The following is a 15,625-nucleotide window of genomic DNA, read 5'->3' on the forward strand; positions in this document are numbered from 1 at the left end:
GACGTCACGGGCGTGGTCATCTACTTCACCGTCGTCACCACCATCCTCACCGGCCGCGCGCTGTAAGCCACGGCCAGCCCGAGGAGGGGCGTAAAAGGCGGGGGCTCAGAACATGTGGCGGCGCATGCTGATGTTCACCAGCAGGCCCACGCTGACCATCATCGACATGATCGAGGAGCCGCCGTAGCTCATCAGCGGCAGGGTGATGCCTGTCACCGGCAGCAGGCCAATCACCATGCCGATGTTCTCGAACACCTGCCAGAAGATCATCGCGGTGATGCCCACGGCCACGAAGGCGCCGAACCTGTCCCGGGCGTTGAAGCCCACCGCCAGCGCCAGGGAGAAGAGTCCTCCATAGAGCACGAGCAGCACCAGGCAGAACAGGAAGCCATGCTCCTCGGCCCACACGGAGAAGATGAAGTCCGTGTGCTGCTCGGGGAGGAAGGACAGGCCCGTCTGCGTGCCCTCGCGCCAGCCCTTGCCCGACATGCCCCCGCTGCCCACGGCGATCTTCGACTGGGCGGCGTGGTAGCCGCTGCCCCGCAGGTCCGCCTCCGGATCCAGCCACCCGGAGATGCGCTGGCTCTGGTGCTTCTTGAGGTGGTGCTTGAGGACGGTGAAGCGCGGCTCCGGCGCCTCCCGCACGTAGTCGTTCCAGATGATGACTCCGGCCGCCAGGATGCCCGCCACCATCACCGCCACCAGGTACCAGCGCACCTTCCCGAAGAGGATGACCGTCAGGGACGACAGCAGGATCATCATCGCCGTGCCCAGATCCGGCTGCACCAGCACGAGCCCGGCGGGCACCGCCACCGCCAGCACCGGCTTCCACAGCCGCATCAACCCATAGGACTCCTGATTGGGCCGGAAGTCGTCGTGGTAGATCTTGGCCAGCATGAGGATCACGCCGATCTTCATGAACTCGGCGGGCTGCACGCGCACCGGCCCGAGCACGAACCAGCTCTCGGCACCCTTGGCCTTGTGTCCAATGAAGCGCAGGGCGATCAGCGCCAGGATGTTGATCACGTAGATGGGCACCGTCATCCGCTGGATCCAGCGGTAGTCCACCAGGCACACCATCAGCGCCACGCCCAGGCCGATGCCCATGTAGAGGGCCTGGCTGGTCCAGACGGACGCGTGCGGAGGCCGCGCCGCCGAGGCCAGGTTCCAGACGCCCAGCCCGCAGATGGCCAGGATGCAGAAGATCAGTGCCCACGGGACGTGGGGCACCATGCGCCGTTCAATGCTGAGCTGCATTCGGAATGCCTGCGGCCGGAACGCCGCGAGTGAGCATGACGTCCTCCAGCTTGGGCGCTGGAGGCAGGGTCAGGACGTAGGGCTGATTGGAGCGAGGCGGTGGTGACGTCTCATCCTGCTTCTTCAGATCGAAGTACTTCTGGATGACGGCCATGGCGGTGGGCGCCGCGTCCGTGCCGCCGTGGCCGCCGTGCTCGTTGAGCACCACCACGGCGAGCTCTGGCTTGTCCGCCGGCGCGAAGGAGGCAAACCATGCGTGATCGCGCTCCCAGTATGCCATCTGGTGCGTCTTGAGGCGCACCGCGCCCAGCGCAGCCACCTGGGCCGTGCCCGTCTTGCCTGCCACCACGATGTCCTTGAGGCGCTGCCGGTAGGCGGTGCCGCCCGCGTCGTTCACCACCGCCACCAGCGCATCGATGATGGACTTGCGGTGGGCGGGGTTGATCTCCAGCGTCCGCACCACCTGCGGGTCGAACGCATCGATGACCTGGCCGTCCAGGTTCTCGATGCGCTGCACGAGCTGCGGCTTGTACAGCGTGCCACCGTTGGCGATGGCCGCGTACACGAGCGCCAGCTGCAGTGGCGTCACGTTGTCGTCGCCCTGGCCCACGGCGCTGTTGAGCGCCATGCCCCTGGTGTAGCCGCCGGGAGAGAGCCGATCATGGTACTCGGGGCTGGGCATGATGCCGGGCACCTCGCCCAGGACGCCAATGCCGGTGGGGCTGCCCAGGCCGAGCGCCTTGCCCATCTCCGCGATGGGCTCCAGCCCGATCTGGTCCGCCACCTTCCAGAACCACGTGTTGCACGAGTACTGGAGCGCGTGCCGCGCATCCATGGCGCCGTGGCCGCTCTCCTTGTGGCAACGCCAGGTGCGCGAGCCCAGCTTGTACCCACCCGGACAGTTGATCACCGTCTCCGGCCGGAAGAGGCCCGACTTGAAGGCCGCCAGCTGCGTCACGACCTTGAAGGTGGAGCCCGGGCTGTAGTGCTCGGCCGCCACGCGGTTGATCATCGGCGAGAGCGGATCCTTCGTCAGCGCCGCCATCTGCGCCGGCGTCACGCGGCCCGTGAGCAAGTTGGGATCGAAGCCCGGCCGGGACACCAGCGCCCTGATGAAGCCGGTGTTCACATCGATGGCCACCACCGCGCCGGCCACGCCCGGGAAGACCCGCTCGGCCTCTTCCTGCAGGCGCATGTCGATGGAGAGCACCACGTTGCTGCCCGCCTCGGACGGGATGACGGAGTTCTCGCCCAGCTTCTCGTTCAGCTCCTCGATCTTCTGTCCGCGCGCGTTCACCACCTCTTTGCGCACCCCGTCTACCCCGCGCAGCCGCGGCTCGAAGTAGCGCTCCAGTCCGCGGCGGCCGATGTAGTCACCCAGCGCGTACCTCGCTCCGTCTGCGTTGAGCCGCTCCAGCTCCTCTTGGGTGATCTCGTTCATGTACCCCAGCACGTGCGAGAGCACCGTCTCCGTGCGGTAGTTGCGGTGCGGCACCGCCACCACCTCCACGCCATCCAGGATGTCGCGCCGCGCGTTGATGAGATCCAGCTCGTCCCGCGTGAGATCGATGCGCACCGGCACCGCCTGGAATGGGGCGTTGCGGCGCCCCAGGCGGATCTGCTCTTCGACCTTGGCGCGCTGCTCCTCGTCCCAGCCGAGCAGCAGGGCCAGCCGGGGGATCACCTGCTTGGAGCAGTCCGTGCAGAAGGCCGGAGTGATGAAGGCGTCGAACGAGGGGCGGCTGTCCACCAGGATCGTGCCGCGAGCGTCCTTGATGACGCCCCGGTCCGCGCGCAGGCGGACCTCCTTGACGAAGTTGGCCACGCTCTTGGCGGCGTACTCCTCGCCGCGGATGATCTGCAGCCGGTACAACTGCAGGGACAGCACCAGCAGGCCGCTCACCATGGCCAGACCCAGCCAGAGGAAGCGCCGCTTGAGATCGCGCCCCGGCGGCGTGGTCTTTCCCAGAGCCGAAGGCGTCACAGCAGCCCTCCCACCTGGGCGCGCTCCTGGCGAGCCTCGATCCTGCGCAGCAGCGGATGGAGCACCAGCGCCGCCGCGCCGGTGAGCGCCACCTGCAGCGGCAGGCCGGGCAGCACCGCCGTGGCCGAGCCGTCCTTCACCGTCAGCCACCCGAAGAAGGCCGCCAGCAGGCCATGGCCCACGTCCGCGCCCATGGTGAAGAGCACGAAGGCCACCGGGCCTCGCACATCCACCAGCGAGTACACCAGCCGGCAGGCCAGGAAGGTGAAGACGCCCAGGAAGGTGTAGAGGCCCGTGGGCTGGCCGCTCATGAGATCCAGCAGGTAGCCCACCGCGAAGGCCGAGCAGGCCCCCTCCAGCAGCGAGGCGCGCAGCGCGAGGAACGCCAGCAGCACCACCGTCACGTCGATGCGCGAGAGCACCAGGCCCGCCCGCTGTACCAGCACGGACTCGAGCGTGAGCAGCACCATCGCGAGCACCACCGTCACCAGGAACTTCATCGTGTCCCCTCCACCATCGGCGCCGCCTCCTGGTACGGACTGCCCACCACCAGCACCTCCTCGAGCTTCGTCGTGTCCACAGCGGGCAGGACGTCCGCGGCCTGGAACATGCCGTGCTCCTTTTTCTCTAGATTTGCCACCCGCCCTACGACCAGGCCCGGCGGGTACACCCCGTCCGTCCCGGAGGTGATGATCAGATCACCGTCCTCCACGTCCTCGGTGCGCAGCATGTTCTCCAGCTTGAGCGGCCCGCTGCCGGAGCCCGCCGCCGTGCCACGCGCCCTCGAGCGCTGCACCCTCACGCCCACCCGGCTCTGGGGATCCGTCACCAACGCCACGTCCGCGTAACCTCCCGTCGTCCGGATCACCTGGCCGACGATCCCATCCGGCGTCACCACCGACATGCCCCGGTACACGCCCTGCCGCTCACCGCTGCTGATCCGCACCGACAAGAGCTTGGCCACCGGATTCACCCCCACCACCCGCGCCGGAATCTCTGGCCCCGCCGCTGCCTCGGCGTACGCCAACAATTGCTTCAGCCGCCCATTCTCCGCCCGCGCCTCGCCCAGCGCCTGAACCGCCGCGCGCAGCTGCATGTTCTCCAGCCGCAGCGCGTCATTCTCCTGCCGCACGCCTCGCAGGTCCACGTAGTGGTTCACCACCCCCACCACACCGTCGATGGCCCAGTTGAGCGCCGACTGCAGGGGCGCCGTCATCGCGATGACGGCGCGATCGACGAAGTTCGGATCGCGGCCCCGCCGCCCGGTCACCAGGAAGGTGACCAGCGGGTAGAGCAGCAGCACGCTCACGATGAGGAAACGGCGGTACCGCCGGAAGAGCGACAGCACTGGGTCGAGGTACCCGTGTAGGGAAAGAGGGGCGGGAAGGAAGAGGGGCGGCTAAACACTGTAAATCGCTTGCATTTTCAGAGGGCTTATCCTACGCAGTCAAGGCCTTGAGTTGGGGGTGGAGGAGAACCGTTCACCCACCGGCCGGGCATCCAACAAACCCGCGCCGCGAGTCCTTCCACGAGAGGCCTCGTTGGCGCCGCGCAGGAAGAAACGACAGCATCATGGAAGGTATGAACCTCCGGAAGATCGTCTCGCTGGTGTTCATCATTGGCATTGCCGTTGTGTTCACGCTGAGCTTCGGGCCGGGCAGCTTCAGCAAGGCGACCACCTCTCAGGCAACCAGCTTGAACTCCGTGGCGGTGGTCAACGGCAAGGAGATCCCGCTGCGCGACTTCATCCGCCAGTACAACGTCCAGATCAACAACCTGCGCAACCGCGGCACCCCCATCCCTGAGTCGGTCGCGCGCCAGTACGTCGCGCCGCAGGTGGTGCAGAACCTGGTGGACGTGGCGCTGGTGGCCCAGGCGGCGGACCGCTACGGCATCGTCCCCGCGGACTCCGAGCTGGTGGAGATCATCCACCGCAACACGGACTTCCAGAAGGCGGGCCAGTTTGACTTCGAGCAGTACCGGAGCGCCCTGCGCGACTACTACCGGCTGACGGAGACCCAGTACGAGGACGACCTGCGCCACCAGCTGGCGGCCCAGAAGATGCTCGAGGTGGTGCGCAATGGCGCCGTCGTCTCGGATGACGAGGTGCGGGCCCGCTACCAGAAGGAGGCCAACCAGGCCAAGCTCGTGTTTGCGCGCTTCCTGCCCACCATGTACGCGGACAAGGTGGCGGCTCCCACGCCGGCGCAGCTGGACGAGTACAAGAAGGCGAACGCGCAGGTGATCTCGGATTACTACGAGACCAACCGCTTCATGTACAACCAGCCCGAGCGTGTGAAGGCGCGGCAGCTGCTCGTGAAGCTGGCGCCGGATGCGACGGCGGAGCAGAAAGCGGAGGCGAAGGCTCGCGCCGAGGCGATCCGCAAGGAGATCGTCGACGGCAACAAGGACTTCGCCGCGGTGGTCCGCGAGCGCAGCGACGATCCGGGCTCCAAAGCCACGGGCGGGGACCTGGGCTGGGTGGAGCGCGGCAGCCTGGAGCCGATGCTGGCGGATGCCATGTTCACGCTCGCGCCGGGCAGCGTGTCCGAGCCCATCGAGACGAAGCTGGGCTACCACCTGGTGAAGGTGGAGGAGAAGCAGGCGGCGGCGGACAAGAAGCTGGCGGACGTGGAGAACGAGATCGCCACCACGCTCTACAAGCAGCAGCAGGCCAAGGAGCTGGCGAAGGCCGAGGCGGAGAAGGCGCTGGCGGCGGTGAAGGGTGGCAAGACGATCCAGCAGCTGTTCCCGCCGGAGAAGGAGGGCCAGCCGGCGCTCCAGCGCTTCGAGACGGAGTCGCGCCCGGAGGCGGTGGAGACGGGCACGGTCACGGCCGGGGCCGAGTCGGTGCCCTACCTGGGCCCGGCACCCGCGCTCATGACCGCGGCGTTCGCGGCGCAGGGTCCGCAGGCGCTGGACCAGGTGTTCCCCGCGGGCGAGGGCTTCGTGGTGGCCCAGGTCACCGAGCGCAAGAAGGCCACCGACGAGGACTTCGCGACGAAGAAGGACGAGCTGCGTGACCAGGCCCGCCGCGCCAAGCAGATCGAGGTCGAGGACTCCTTCATCAAGGCGCTGCGCAAGCAGGGCTCGGTGGTGACCAACACCGAGGCCATCGAGAGTGTCATCGGCGCCAGCTGATCCGCGCGCCGCTCAAGAAGCCCGGTGGCGCTGGCTCGCGTCCCCACCGGGCCTCCCGCTGTACCGCGCCGTACTCCGGCGCCTGCCTCACGCCTCGTCGGACTCGTCCTCCATCTCCTCCGGGAGGACAATGGCCTTGCGCAGGCTCCGAGCGATCTCCGGGACGACCTCGGCGGCATCATCGATGGAGCAGTGCGCGCACTTGCCGTCCGCGCCGATGCTCTGCTCGAAGCTGAAGACGTTCGTCGGATCGTACTTCCGCTTCACCAGGCACAGCACCGGGTAGTACTCGGCCCAGTACCGCCGCGACCAGTCGGTGTAGTACGGCTTCGGGTAGTTCTGGTACGCCTCTCCGTTGCTATAGGGACGGCCGATCTCGAGCCACTGATCCATATAGGCGAACGCCTTGAGCTTCTCCTCGGGGCTGTCCCAGTAGCTGTTGAGGTACGTGTTGAAGTCGGCGCGCCGGTGGATGTAGGCGTTGAAGCCGCGGCTCCGCTCGTTGATGGCCGCCCCCGCGGGCTCGATGACCATCTGCGGGGGGAACTTGATCGTCGTTGCCGCATTGCGGATGTGGTCCACCATCTGGCGCCACCCCGCCACGCCCAGCGGCCGCTCGTAGTACCGCGTCTGCTTCTCCTGCGGGGGAACCGTCGCCAGCGAGGTGATGTCCTCGCCCAGGAAGTCCGGCTCCTGCGCGTAGCCCATGAGCTTGTTGTTCATGGAGTAGAAAGAGCCCCGCTCCTCCCACTGGATCTGGCAGCCGGGCAAGGCGATGACATCGGCCAGCAGCTGGCGCCACAGGCTGCTCGGCCCGCGGTACATGACGCGGACGATCAGATAGGGCCCTGCCCAGTTGGCGCCGTGCTGGATGACTGCCAGGTAGGCCAGGCGGCGATCGTGGTTGGAGCCCATGAAGCGCCGCTGCAGCAGCTCGAGCGCCGCGGCGCCCTGGGCCGCCTCCGTGTCCGTTCCCAGGTTCCACTGCATGAGGACGGCACCGACTTCTTGCAGCGGGAAGAGCCGGTAGGAGGCCCGCGTCAGGACGCCGAACTGGTTGCCCGTGCCGCCGCGCACGGCCCAGAAGAGATCGCGGTTGTGGCGCTCGTTCGCGATGACCGGCCGGCCGTCGGCCAGCACCATCTCCACCTCGGTCACGTTGTCACAGTTCATCCCGAACATGCGCGAGCCGAAGCCGAAGCCGCCGCCCTGCATCATCCCGCCGATGCGGACATCCGGGCAGATGGCGGCCGGGGCGAACAGGCCGTAAGGGTACGTGGCGCGGTAGAAGTCCCGCATCTGCACGCCGGGCCCCACGTGGACGAGCTTGCGCTGCGGCTGGACGAAGACGTCGTTCAGGCCGCGCACGTCCAGCATCAGCCCTCCCTCGACGGTACAGTAGCCCGCGGTGCTGTGGCCGCCCGAGCGGGGTACCCAGCGAAACGAGGGGTTCTCCTCCCGCTTCGCGCGGATGAACCTCATGAAGGCCCGCACGTCGTGCATCGACTCACAGACGCCAATCGCGGCCGGGTGCACGTGCTCGAAGTTCGAGTAGGCCACCGCTCGCAGCGCCTCGTATTCCGGATCCCAGGGGAACACGAGCCGTCCGCTGGTCTCCCAGGTGAGCTCAATCGCTTGCTGACGCGTGATCTGGAAACGCGCGAAGTCTGAGTCGGGCCGCTTGGCCCACTCCGCGATGCGTTTCTTGATCTCGATCTTCTTGACGTCGTAGTTGAGTTCCATGAAGGCGAGCACCCGTCAGCTGGCCAGGGTGGATCCCAGGCCTGCGAGCGATCGTACCGGCCCTCGCTGACGCCTTTGTGCTCCACAGAACATTTGCGGAAGGTTCCCCACATAGGGGTGCCACCTACGGGGGTCCGGGCTGCCCCACCCCTGAAATCAGCACCTGGAGTGACAGGCACGGCACTCAGCGGGTAGGTGGGGTCACGCTGGGGTCTGAGGGGGTGCGCTCCGCGAGGCAGACTTCGTTCCGGCCCTGGGCCTTCGCTGCATACATGGCGAAGTCCGCCGCGCGCACCAGGTCCATGGCCGAGCGCGCGTGGTCTGGGAAGGTGGCCACGCCCAGGCTCGCCGTCACCCGGATCTCGAGCCCCTGGCTCTGCATGAAGCGCCGGGAGCGGAACGCATCCCGGATGCGCTTGGCGATGGTCATCGCTCCCTCGGGAGCCGTCTCCACCAGCATCAGCGCGAACTCGTCTCCGCCATAGCGGAACACCAGGTCGAGCTGGCGGCTGGAGGCGATCAGCAGCTCCCCCACCTCCTTGAGCAGCGCGCTGCCAACGAGGTGGCCGTGGGTGTCGTTGACGTTCTTGAAGTGATCCAGATCCAGGAACACCAGCGACAGCGGGTGGTGGAAGCGCTGCGAGCGCCGCACCTCGTGATCGAGCTGCGCGCGCAGATGCCGGGCGTTGTAGCAGCCGGTGTGCTCGTCGGTGATCGTCAGCTCCTGCACCCGGCGGAAGTTGCGTGCGTTCTCGATGGCGATGGCCGCGTAGTCCGAGATGGCCGTCAGCGTGGTGAGATCGTCCTCGGTGAAGGGGGGATCGCTCGGGCCGTTCACCAGCTCGATGAGGCCGAGCACCCGCCCGCGAGCGATGAGGGGCACGGCGAGGATGGAGCGGGTGTGGAAGGCGGAGGCCTGATCGAAGCGCGGGGCGAACGCGGGATCTCCTCCCACGTCATGCACCAGCCGGGCCTTTCCAGTGGAGAACACCGTGCCGGCGATGCCCTCGCCTGGCAGGAGCTGGAGCGCCTTGAGGGCCTCGGCGCCGTCGCCCACGGCCACCTCGAAGTAGAGCTTCCCCGTCTGCTCGTCCAGGAGGATGAGCGACCAGTTGCGGGGCTGGAGCAGGTCGCTCACCTTCTGCATCACCAGGTGGAGCACCTCCTTGAGCTCCAACGTGGAGGTGAGCGCCTTGGCGATCTCGTTGAACGCGGCCAGCTGCTCCACCGTCCGCTTCATGGCCGACAGGAGATCAGCAGGGTTCATCGGGAGTCCACTCCGCGGCGCAGTTCTGCTAAGGGCTTCGAGCCATCCACCATGCCCACTCTAGAGGATCCCACGTCCCTCGTCCTTGCTTCCGCCTCTCCGCGGCGGCGCGATCTGCTCTCCCAGCTGGGACTGCGCTTCACGGTGGCCGCGGCGGACCTGGATGAGACCCCCCTGGCGGGCGAGGCCGCGGACCTGTACGTGCTCCGGCTGGCCCGCGCCAAGGCCCAAGCCGTAGCCGCGCGCTTCCCGGATACCTGGGTGCTGGCGGCTGACACCACGGTGGCCCTGGGCACCGAGCTGCTCGGCAAGCCGGGCGGGCCTGACGAGGCGCGGCAGATGCTCACGCAGCTCTCCGGCCGCACCCACGCCGTCTACACGGGTGTAGCGCTCGCAGGCCGAGCCGAGGAGGCCACCGTGGTGCACACCCGCGTCACCTTCCGGACGCTCTCCGCCGGGGAGATCGACTGGTATGTGAGCACCGGCGAGCCCTTGGACAAGGCGGGAGCCTACGCCATTCAGGGCAAGGGCGGATTCCTGGTGGCCTCTGTGGAGGGCAGCCCCACCAACGTCGTCGGCCTGCCGTTGGGGGAGACCCTGGCTCTCCTCACGCGCGCGGGCGTTCCCCTTCCCTGGAGGTCCCCATGAGCGAAGTGGCGGAGCGGCTGGCCCAGCTTCAGGCCCGAGTGGCCGCGGCCTGTGCACGCGCGGGGCGCCCCGTGGAGTCGGTGACGCTGGTGGCGGTGTCCAAGCTCAAGCCCGCGGCGCTCATCCGCGAGGCATACGAGGCGGGCCAGCGCGACTTCGGGGAGAACTACGCGCAGGAGCTGCGGGACAAGGCGGCGGAGCTGGCCGGGCTGGAGGGGCTGCGCTGGCACGCGATCGGGCCCCTGCAGACGAACAAGGTGAAGTACGTGGCCAAGGCCGCGCACGCCTTCCATGCGCTGGAGCGGCTGGAGGTCGCGCAGGAGCTGTCCAAGCGCCGGGCCAGCGCACCCCTGCCCTGCTATGCCGAGGTGAACCTGGGCGGCGAGCAGAGCAAGAGCGGGCTTGCACCCGAGGCGCTCGGGCCCTTCGTGGAGGCAGTGCGGGCGCTTCCAGGCCTGCGGCTGGAGGGGTTGATGGCGCTGCCCCCGCCGACGGAGGAGCCAGCGCAGGCCCGCGGCTACTTCCAGCGGCTGCGCGAGCTGGCCCAGGAGCACGGGCTCGCGGGCCTGTCCATGGGGACGACGCACGACTTCGAGCTGGCCATCGAAGAGGGTGCCACACTCGTGCGAGTGGGCACCGCCATCTTCGGAGAGCGGGCGTGAGCCCAGCTGGGGCTACAGCTCCTTGAGCCGCATCTTTCCCGAGTCGGTGAAGGACACCCGGGCCTCGTTGCCGCAGTAGTTGCAGCGGAGCTCATCCCCGTCAACGATGGGCTCATCCGTGGGGTTGTTCGCGTAGCACGAGGGGCAATCCCACTCCTTGTGTCCTTTGCCCGACTTGCCCTTGCCCTTCTTGTCGTCGTCGTCGTCGTTGTTGTGATCCTGCATGGAGCTGATCCTCCTCTGCCTGGGCACGGCGCACCCATGCCGTGTCTCACAGGCTAGCAGCTTGGTGTGCATGGGTGTAGGCAAGCCTTGGGGCATCTCTGCCACTCTTGCCTACCTAGGGAGTGCCCGCCGGTGAATGATGGGGATCCCCCCCCGTCCAGGGAATTGCACGCCAGTGGGAAGGGATTGGGGTGGGGCGGTTGGCGGCGCGAAGTCTGGCTACCTACATTCGCCCGACCTTTCTCAGGGAGGGCTGGACCTCGAGTCCGGGAGCACAACATGCAGACGCGGTTCAAAGCTGCGAAGGCTGCAATCGTCGGCCTGCTGTCAGGGATGATGTTCTCCAGTGTGGCCCTGGCCCAGGAAGCCGGGCAGGCGTTCGGGCCTGGAGAGCAGGCGCTCTACCGCGTCCAGTACCTCGGGGTGACGGCAGGCACGGCGCAGATCACCGTGGGCGCGCCGATGAAGCAGTGGGGCCAGCAGGTGTGGCCGATCGTCTCAGTGGCAAAGTCGGACCCGGTGATCGGCGTGTGGCCCATCAAGGACAAGTTCGTCTCGTACTGGCACTCGGAGGGCCAGCGCTCGCTGGGCAGTGACTTCTTCGTGGAAGAGAACCACAAGCGGCGCCGCCAGCGCATCCAGATGAAGGACGGCCGCACCGCGCACGTGGTCCGCCAGAAGGAGGGCGCGGCGCCAACGGAGGCCACCCACGAGCTGCCCGAGGGCTCCATGGATCTGGCCGGCGCGACGTTCGCGCTGCGCAGCCGGGGCATCGCTGACGGCCAGGAGTACACCTACCCGGTCTTCACGGGCTCGAAGAGCTTCCTGCTGCGCGCGAAGGTGGACGGCCGGCAGACCCTGAAGACGTCGCTGGGGGAGCGCGAGGTCTTCCGCGTGAAGCTCCAGACGGACTTCTCCGCGAAGCTCCAGACGAAGCGCGACATCGTGGCGTACTTCACGACGGACTCCAGCCACGTGCCCGTGCGCATCGAGGCGGAGTTCGTGCTGGGCTCTATCGTGGCGGAGCTCACCGAGTACAAGCAGGGCCGCATGGTGGCGATGAACGACTGACGGGCGGCCAGGCCGCCGAAGGTGGGGGTATGGGAGCGGGTTGGGCGTGGGTGCTGACGGCAGTGCTGGCGGCATCGCCAGGGCCAGAGAAAGTGTCCCCGAAGGTCGTGTCTCCGCTGGTGAAGGTGAGGCCCGGCATGCCGGTGGCGGGCTCCGCCGAGGCGCGCCTGAGCCTGGCACGGGGCGAGTGCGAGGGCTCGCAAGTCGTCCTCCCTGGGAAGATCCGCCAGGTGACGGCGAAGCCGCTCGCGCTGAAGGGGCCGGGCCCCGCGCTGGCTGCCTCACTCTGGCGCGAGGCCTTCGTCGACGTGAAGACGCCCTCCAACAGCCAGGGGGCGACGGGGCCCTGGCCGGATCCGCTCGTGCCGGTGGAGACACCGGGAGAGCCCTCGCTGCCCGCCGTGCTCTATGTGGAGGTGTGCGCTCCCACGGAGCAGGAGCCCGGGACGTACCACGGCGAGCTGCACGTGAAGGCGGACGGAGGCACGGTGGCGCCGGTGCCCTTCACGGTGGAGGTGCAGCCCTTCGCGCTGCCTGCGACGGCCTCGCTGCAGACGAGCTTTGGCATCTCGCTCTACAGCATCGCTCGCGGGCACAAGCTGTCCCCGGAGTCCCCCGAGGCGCATGCGCTGCTGCGCGCCTACGGGCGAACGCTGCTGGAGCACCGCCTCAGCGCGTATGGCATGAGCATGAACGCGCCGCCGGTGCGCTTCGAGGAGGGCCGCGCGGTCGTGGACTTCCGTGCGTACGACGAGGAGATGGCGCCCTTCCTCGAAGGGAGCCTGCTGCCCTCTGGCGCCCGCTTCACCACCGCCGACGTGCGGGACTCCTCCCAGTGCAAGACCGAGCAGGAGAAGATCGCGTACTACCGCGCCTTCGCCGAGCACTTCCGAAGCAAGGGCTGGTCCGCGCAGCTCTTCTTCTACGCCAAGGACGAGCCGACACCGGAGGATGTGCCCCTGGTGCGCGCGCAGTCGTCCCGGGTGCGGGCGGCGAGGCGAGGCATCCCCGTGCTCGTCACCGCTCCGCTGGATGATGCGCTCCGGGGCACCGCGGACATCCTCACGCCGACCCTCAACTGCTTCTTCCCCCGCTCTGGGCTGGAGACGTGCCGGAACGTGCTGCCCCTCTCCAAGCTGCGGGCGAAGCTTCCGGCTGGGACTCGGGTGTGGTGGTACCAGAGCTGCAACTCGCACGGCTGCACCGGCGGCCCGACGGAGGACCGCGCAGTGGAGCGCGCCTACACCGGCTGGGCCTCCTATATGGTGGACCACCCTGCCCCGCTCAACCGGGCCATGGGGCCGCTGGCGTTCCTCACCGGCGTGGAGGGAGAGCTCTATTTCGACACCGTCTACGCCTACAACACGAAGAAGGATCCCTGGCAGGACGTCTTCGAGTTCGGCGGCAACGGCGATGGGACGCTCTTCTACCCAGGCACTCCGGCGCGCCTGGGGACGAAGGAGCCCCAACCCGTGGTGTCCTTGCGGCTCAAGCACATCCGCGATGGGCTGGAGGACTATGAATACCTTCACCTGCTGGCACGGCTCGGAGACGAGGAGTCCGCTCGAGCCTTCGCGCGCCGGCTCGCCCGCTCGGGCTATGAGATTGAGCAGGATGTCGAAAAATGGGTCCAGGTCCGACACGACCTGACAGCCCGCCTGCGCAAGCGCTGGGAGTCCTCCGAATATGCGAAGCGTCCCGGCGTCCGACCTTGAAACCCCATCGAAACCCGTCTCCCCGCCCTTCTCGAAAGAAGGATGACCCCTATGCGCTCCGTTCTCGTGGCCTGCCTCGCCCTCGTCGCCACCGCTGCCGCGGCCCAGGTGCCGGAGGGCCCTGAGGCCCAAGGCCAGGATGTCCCGGTGGCCCAGGACCTGTCCCCGGCCACCCAGCCAGCGCAGCCCGTGCCCACCTGTGCGAACGCGCTGCCCCCGCTGCGCACGCCCACCGCCTTCATGCCAGGCGAGCAGCTCGAGTTCGATCTGGACGCGCTGGGCGCCCAGGCGGGGAAGATGACCATGAAGGTGCAGCGCCCCGAGAATGGCGCCCTCCCGGTGCAGATCGAGGCGCAGACCAACACCTTCTTCTCCAAGGTGCGGCGGGTGAATGGCGTGGGGACCAGCTACCTGCACCCGCGCACGCTGCGGCCCTCGCGCTACACCGAGGACGCCACCGAGAACGAGGTGCGCCGCAAGGTGGACGTGGCCTTCGGTGCCAAGGATCGCTCCGTGAAGGGGGACTACGTCTTTGGCCAGCGGGCGGGAAAGTTCAACTACACCTACGACAAGGACGGGCTGGACGTGGCGGGCGCCATCTATCTCTTGCGCCAGCTGCCCCTGAAGGAGGGCCTGCCCGTGTGCTTCGACGTCTACGGCATCCGCCGCCTGTGGCGGATGAACGGCACGGTGGTGAAGCGCGAGCGCGTCTCGCTGCCCATCGGCCAGTTCGACGCCTGGTACCTCACCGGCACCGCGATACGGCTCGACAAGCCCTCGCAGAAGCGCGAGGTGCACGTGTGGATCTCCGACGACGCGCGCCGCCTGCCGCTCGTGGCCGTAGGCACCATCGACCTGGGTGCCATCCGCGCCACCCTCACCGCCTACTCGCGCCCGGGCGAGAAGCAGAAGCGGGCCCAGGGCAAGGAAGAGCTCAAGTGGTAGCGCGCACCCGGCGCTGACCGGCGGATGATCGGCTCCCCCTCTCTGGGGGAGTTTTTTTGTCCCAAATTGATTCCGATTTGCAAAATCAATTTCGATCCGGATAGGGTGTGCGCCGTTCGATGCGTACCCCTGCTCTCGTTCTCGCCCTGCTGTGCACCTCCGCCGTGCTCACCCCTCTCTCCGCTCGTGCCGAGGAGAATGAGGCGAAGGAGGCCGAGAAGAAGCGCCCAGTGCTGAAGCTGGAGGTGGGCGGGTACGCGGATCTGCAGTTCGCCTTCCACAACCACGGGGAGAACCAGAACCGGGAGGGGGGCGCGCAGCGGGACGCGCGGATGACGTTCGACACCACACGGCTGGTGCTGGAGCTGGAGGGGGCCCTGCCCGAGTACGGGCTGGAGGCCGAGATCGAGGTGGAGTTCGAGCACGGCGGCACAGGCTCCGCGCTGGAGCTCGAGTACGAGGAGTTCGGCGAGTTCGAGCAGGAGGTGGAGAAGGGGGGCGAGGTCCTCATCGAGGAGCTCTATTTGAAGAAGAAGTTCGGCGAGCGCTTCTCGCTGTCGCTCGGGCGCTTCTACGTGGCAGTCGGAACGCTGAGCCAGTACTACCGTCCCACCGACTACCTGGGCACGATCCGCTCGGAGGCGGAGACGCTGATCATCCCCAACACGTGGGATGAGATGGGGCTGCAGGCGCAGGCGAAGCTGAGCGGCCTGAGGCTGACGGCGCAGGTGGTGAACGGGCTGGACTCCACCGCCTTCAGCTCTCAGCGCTGGGTGGCTGGGGGACACCAGCACCGGTTCGAGCTGGTCCGCGCGACGGATCTGGCCGGCGTGCTCCGAGCGGACATCACCCGCTTCGAGGGGCTCACCTTCGGCGCCTCCGGCTACTACGGGGACTCGACGCGCAACCGCCCCAAACCGGATCTGGTGAAGGCCTGCGAGGATGCGGATGATCGCGAGGTGGCGCC

The 15,625-nt window shown here is 67.8% G+C and carries 13 protein-coding genes and 1 pseudogene; 7 read left to right on the forward strand and 7 right to left on the reverse strand.

The features are described from left to right. Window positions 1-105 precede the first annotated feature (105 nt). Genes rodA through mreC form a run of 4 tightly spaced genes read right to left on the reverse strand, consistent with a single transcriptional unit; the run spans window position 106 to window position 4,589 of the window. A complete protein-coding gene (gene rodA / locus VD972_RS41255; RefSeq protein WP_324994827.1) occupies window positions 106-1,233 on the reverse strand; it encodes a rod shape-determining protein RodA in 1,128 nt (375 codons plus the stop codon). 7 nt (window positions 1,234-1,240) lie between these two features. Beyond that, window positions 1,241-3,241: a penicillin-binding protein 2 gene (gene mrdA, locus VD972_RS41260; protein WP_324994829.1), complete on the reverse strand. Its 2,001-nt coding sequence runs from the start codon at window positions 3,239-3,241 to the stop codon at window positions 1,241-1,243. After that, the gene (locus VD972_RS41265; RefSeq protein WP_324994831.1) at window positions 3,238-3,741 is read right to left on the reverse strand and encodes a hypothetical protein; all 504 of its coding nucleotides are present in this window, start codon (window positions 3,739-3,741) and stop codon (window positions 3,238-3,240) included. Before VD972_RS41265 ends, mrdA begins: the two co-directional genes overlap by 4 nt. Further along, the gene (gene mreC, locus VD972_RS41270; RefSeq protein ID WP_324994833.1) at window positions 3,738-4,589 is read right to left on the reverse strand and encodes a rod shape-determining protein MreC; all 852 of its coding nucleotides are present in this window, start codon (window positions 4,587-4,589) and stop codon (window positions 3,738-3,740) included. The genes VD972_RS41265 and mreC overlap by 4 nt, the downstream gene beginning before the upstream one ends. A gap of 224 nt (window positions 4,590-4,813) precedes the next feature. Here mreC and VD972_RS41275 point away from each other — a divergent pair, with 224 nt between their 5' ends. Then, complete coding sequence (locus tag VD972_RS41275; RefSeq protein WP_324994835.1) at window positions 4,814-6,382, forward strand: peptidylprolyl isomerase; 1,569 nt, start codon at window positions 4,814-4,816, stop codon at window positions 6,380-6,382. An 87-nt stretch (window positions 6,383-6,469) separates the two neighbouring features. Here the strand turns inward: VD972_RS41275 and VD972_RS41280 are convergent, their stop codons facing one another. Continuing rightward, on the reverse strand, window positions 6,470-8,125 hold the full coding sequence (locus VD972_RS41280) for an FAD-binding oxidoreductase (RefSeq protein ID WP_324994837.1): 1,656 nt from the start codon (window positions 8,123-8,125) through the stop codon (window positions 6,470-6,472). A gap of 184 nt (window positions 8,126-8,309) precedes the next feature. Continuing rightward, window positions 8,310-9,392 carry a sensor domain-containing diguanylate cyclase gene (locus tag VD972_RS41285; RefSeq protein WP_324994839.1) on the reverse strand — a complete coding sequence of 361 codons (1,083 nt, stop codon included), beginning with the start codon at window positions 9,390-9,392 and terminating at the stop codon, window positions 8,310-8,312. A gap of 51 nt (window positions 9,393-9,443) precedes the next feature. Between VD972_RS41285 and VD972_RS41290 the strand changes: the two genes are divergently transcribed. Next, entirely contained in the window at window positions 9,444-10,040 is a 597-nt protein-coding gene (locus tag VD972_RS41290; RefSeq protein WP_324994842.1) for a Maf family protein, read from the forward strand. After that, the gene (locus tag VD972_RS41295; RefSeq protein ID WP_324994844.1) at window positions 10,037-10,702 is read left to right on the forward strand and encodes a YggS family pyridoxal phosphate-dependent enzyme; all 666 of its coding nucleotides are present in this window, start codon (window positions 10,037-10,039) and stop codon (window positions 10,700-10,702) included. Before VD972_RS41290 ends, VD972_RS41295 begins: the two co-directional genes overlap by 4 nt. A gap of 12 nt (window positions 10,703-10,714) precedes the next feature. Here VD972_RS41295 and VD972_RS41300 read toward each other — a convergent pair whose 3' ends face one another. Beyond that, on the reverse strand, window positions 10,715-10,927 hold the full coding sequence (locus tag VD972_RS41300) for a hypothetical protein (protein WP_324994846.1): 213 nt from the start codon (window positions 10,925-10,927) through the stop codon (window positions 10,715-10,717). A gap of 279 nt (window positions 10,928-11,206) precedes the next feature. Here VD972_RS41300 and VD972_RS41305 point away from each other — a divergent pair, with 279 nt between their 5' ends. The 4 genes and pseudogenes from VD972_RS41305 to VD972_RS41320 form a co-directional block, all read left to right on the forward strand. Continuing rightward, window positions 11,207-11,998: a DUF3108 domain-containing protein gene (locus VD972_RS41305; RefSeq protein ID WP_324994848.1), complete on the forward strand. Its 792-nt coding sequence runs from the start codon at window positions 11,207-11,209 to the stop codon at window positions 11,996-11,998. A gap of 29 nt (window positions 11,999-12,027) precedes the next feature. Continuing rightward, window positions 12,028-13,713: a DUF4091 domain-containing protein gene (locus tag VD972_RS41310; RefSeq protein ID WP_324994850.1), complete on the forward strand. Its 1,686-nt coding sequence runs from the start codon at window positions 12,028-12,030 to the stop codon at window positions 13,711-13,713. A gap of 42 nt (window positions 13,714-13,755) precedes the next feature. Further along, window positions 13,756-14,658, forward strand: coding sequence for a DUF3108 domain-containing protein (locus VD972_RS41315; RefSeq protein WP_324994852.1), 903 nt, complete (start codon window positions 13,756-13,758; stop codon window positions 14,656-14,658). A 119-nt stretch (window positions 14,659-14,777) separates the two neighbouring features. After that, window positions 14,778-15,625, forward strand: a pseudogene (locus VD972_RS41320) (hypothetical protein); the annotation flags it as partial.

It is taken from the genome of Hyalangium sp., from assembly GCF_035629615.1.
Classification (GTDB): Bacteria; Myxococcota; Myxococcia; order Myxococcales; family Myxococcaceae; genus Hyalangium.

Bases quoted from the DNA above. Each gene is read 5' to 3' on its own strand.
- rodA (WP_324994827.1), bottom strand. From the start codon at position 1,233: ATGGTGCCCCACGTCCCGTGGGCACTGATCTTCTGCATCCTGGCCATC.
- VD972_RS41285 (WP_324994839.1), bottom strand. From the start codon at position 9,392: ATGAACCCTGCTGATCTCCTGTCGGCCATGAAGCGGACGGTGGAGCAG.
- VD972_RS41310 (WP_324994850.1), top strand. From the start codon at position 12,028: ATGGGAGCGGGTTGGGCGTGGGTGCTGACGGCAGTGCTGGCGGCATCG.
- VD972_RS41280 (WP_324994837.1), bottom strand. From the start codon at position 8,125: ATGGAACTCAACTACGACGTCAAGAAGATCGAGATCAAGAAACGCATC.
- VD972_RS41265 (WP_324994831.1), bottom strand. From the start codon at position 3,741: ATGAAGTTCCTGGTGACGGTGGTGCTCGCGATGGTGCTGCTCACGCTC.
- VD972_RS41295 (WP_324994844.1), top strand. From the start codon at position 10,037: ATGAGCGAAGTGGCGGAGCGGCTGGCCCAGCTTCAGGCCCGAGTGGCC.
- VD972_RS41305 (WP_324994848.1), top strand. From the start codon at position 11,207: ATGCAGACGCGGTTCAAAGCTGCGAAGGCTGCAATCGTCGGCCTGCTG.
- VD972_RS41315 (WP_324994852.1), top strand. From the start codon at position 13,756: ATGACCCCTATGCGCTCCGTTCTCGTGGCCTGCCTCGCCCTCGTCGCC.
- VD972_RS41300 (WP_324994846.1), bottom strand. From the start codon at position 10,927: ATGCAGGATCACAACAACGACGACGACGACGACAAGAAGGGCAAGGGC.
- VD972_RS41290 (WP_324994842.1), top strand. From the start codon at position 9,444: ATGCCCACTCTAGAGGATCCCACGTCCCTCGTCCTTGCTTCCGCCTCT.
- VD972_RS41275 (WP_324994835.1), top strand. From the start codon at position 4,814: ATGGAAGGTATGAACCTCCGGAAGATCGTCTCGCTGGTGTTCATCATT.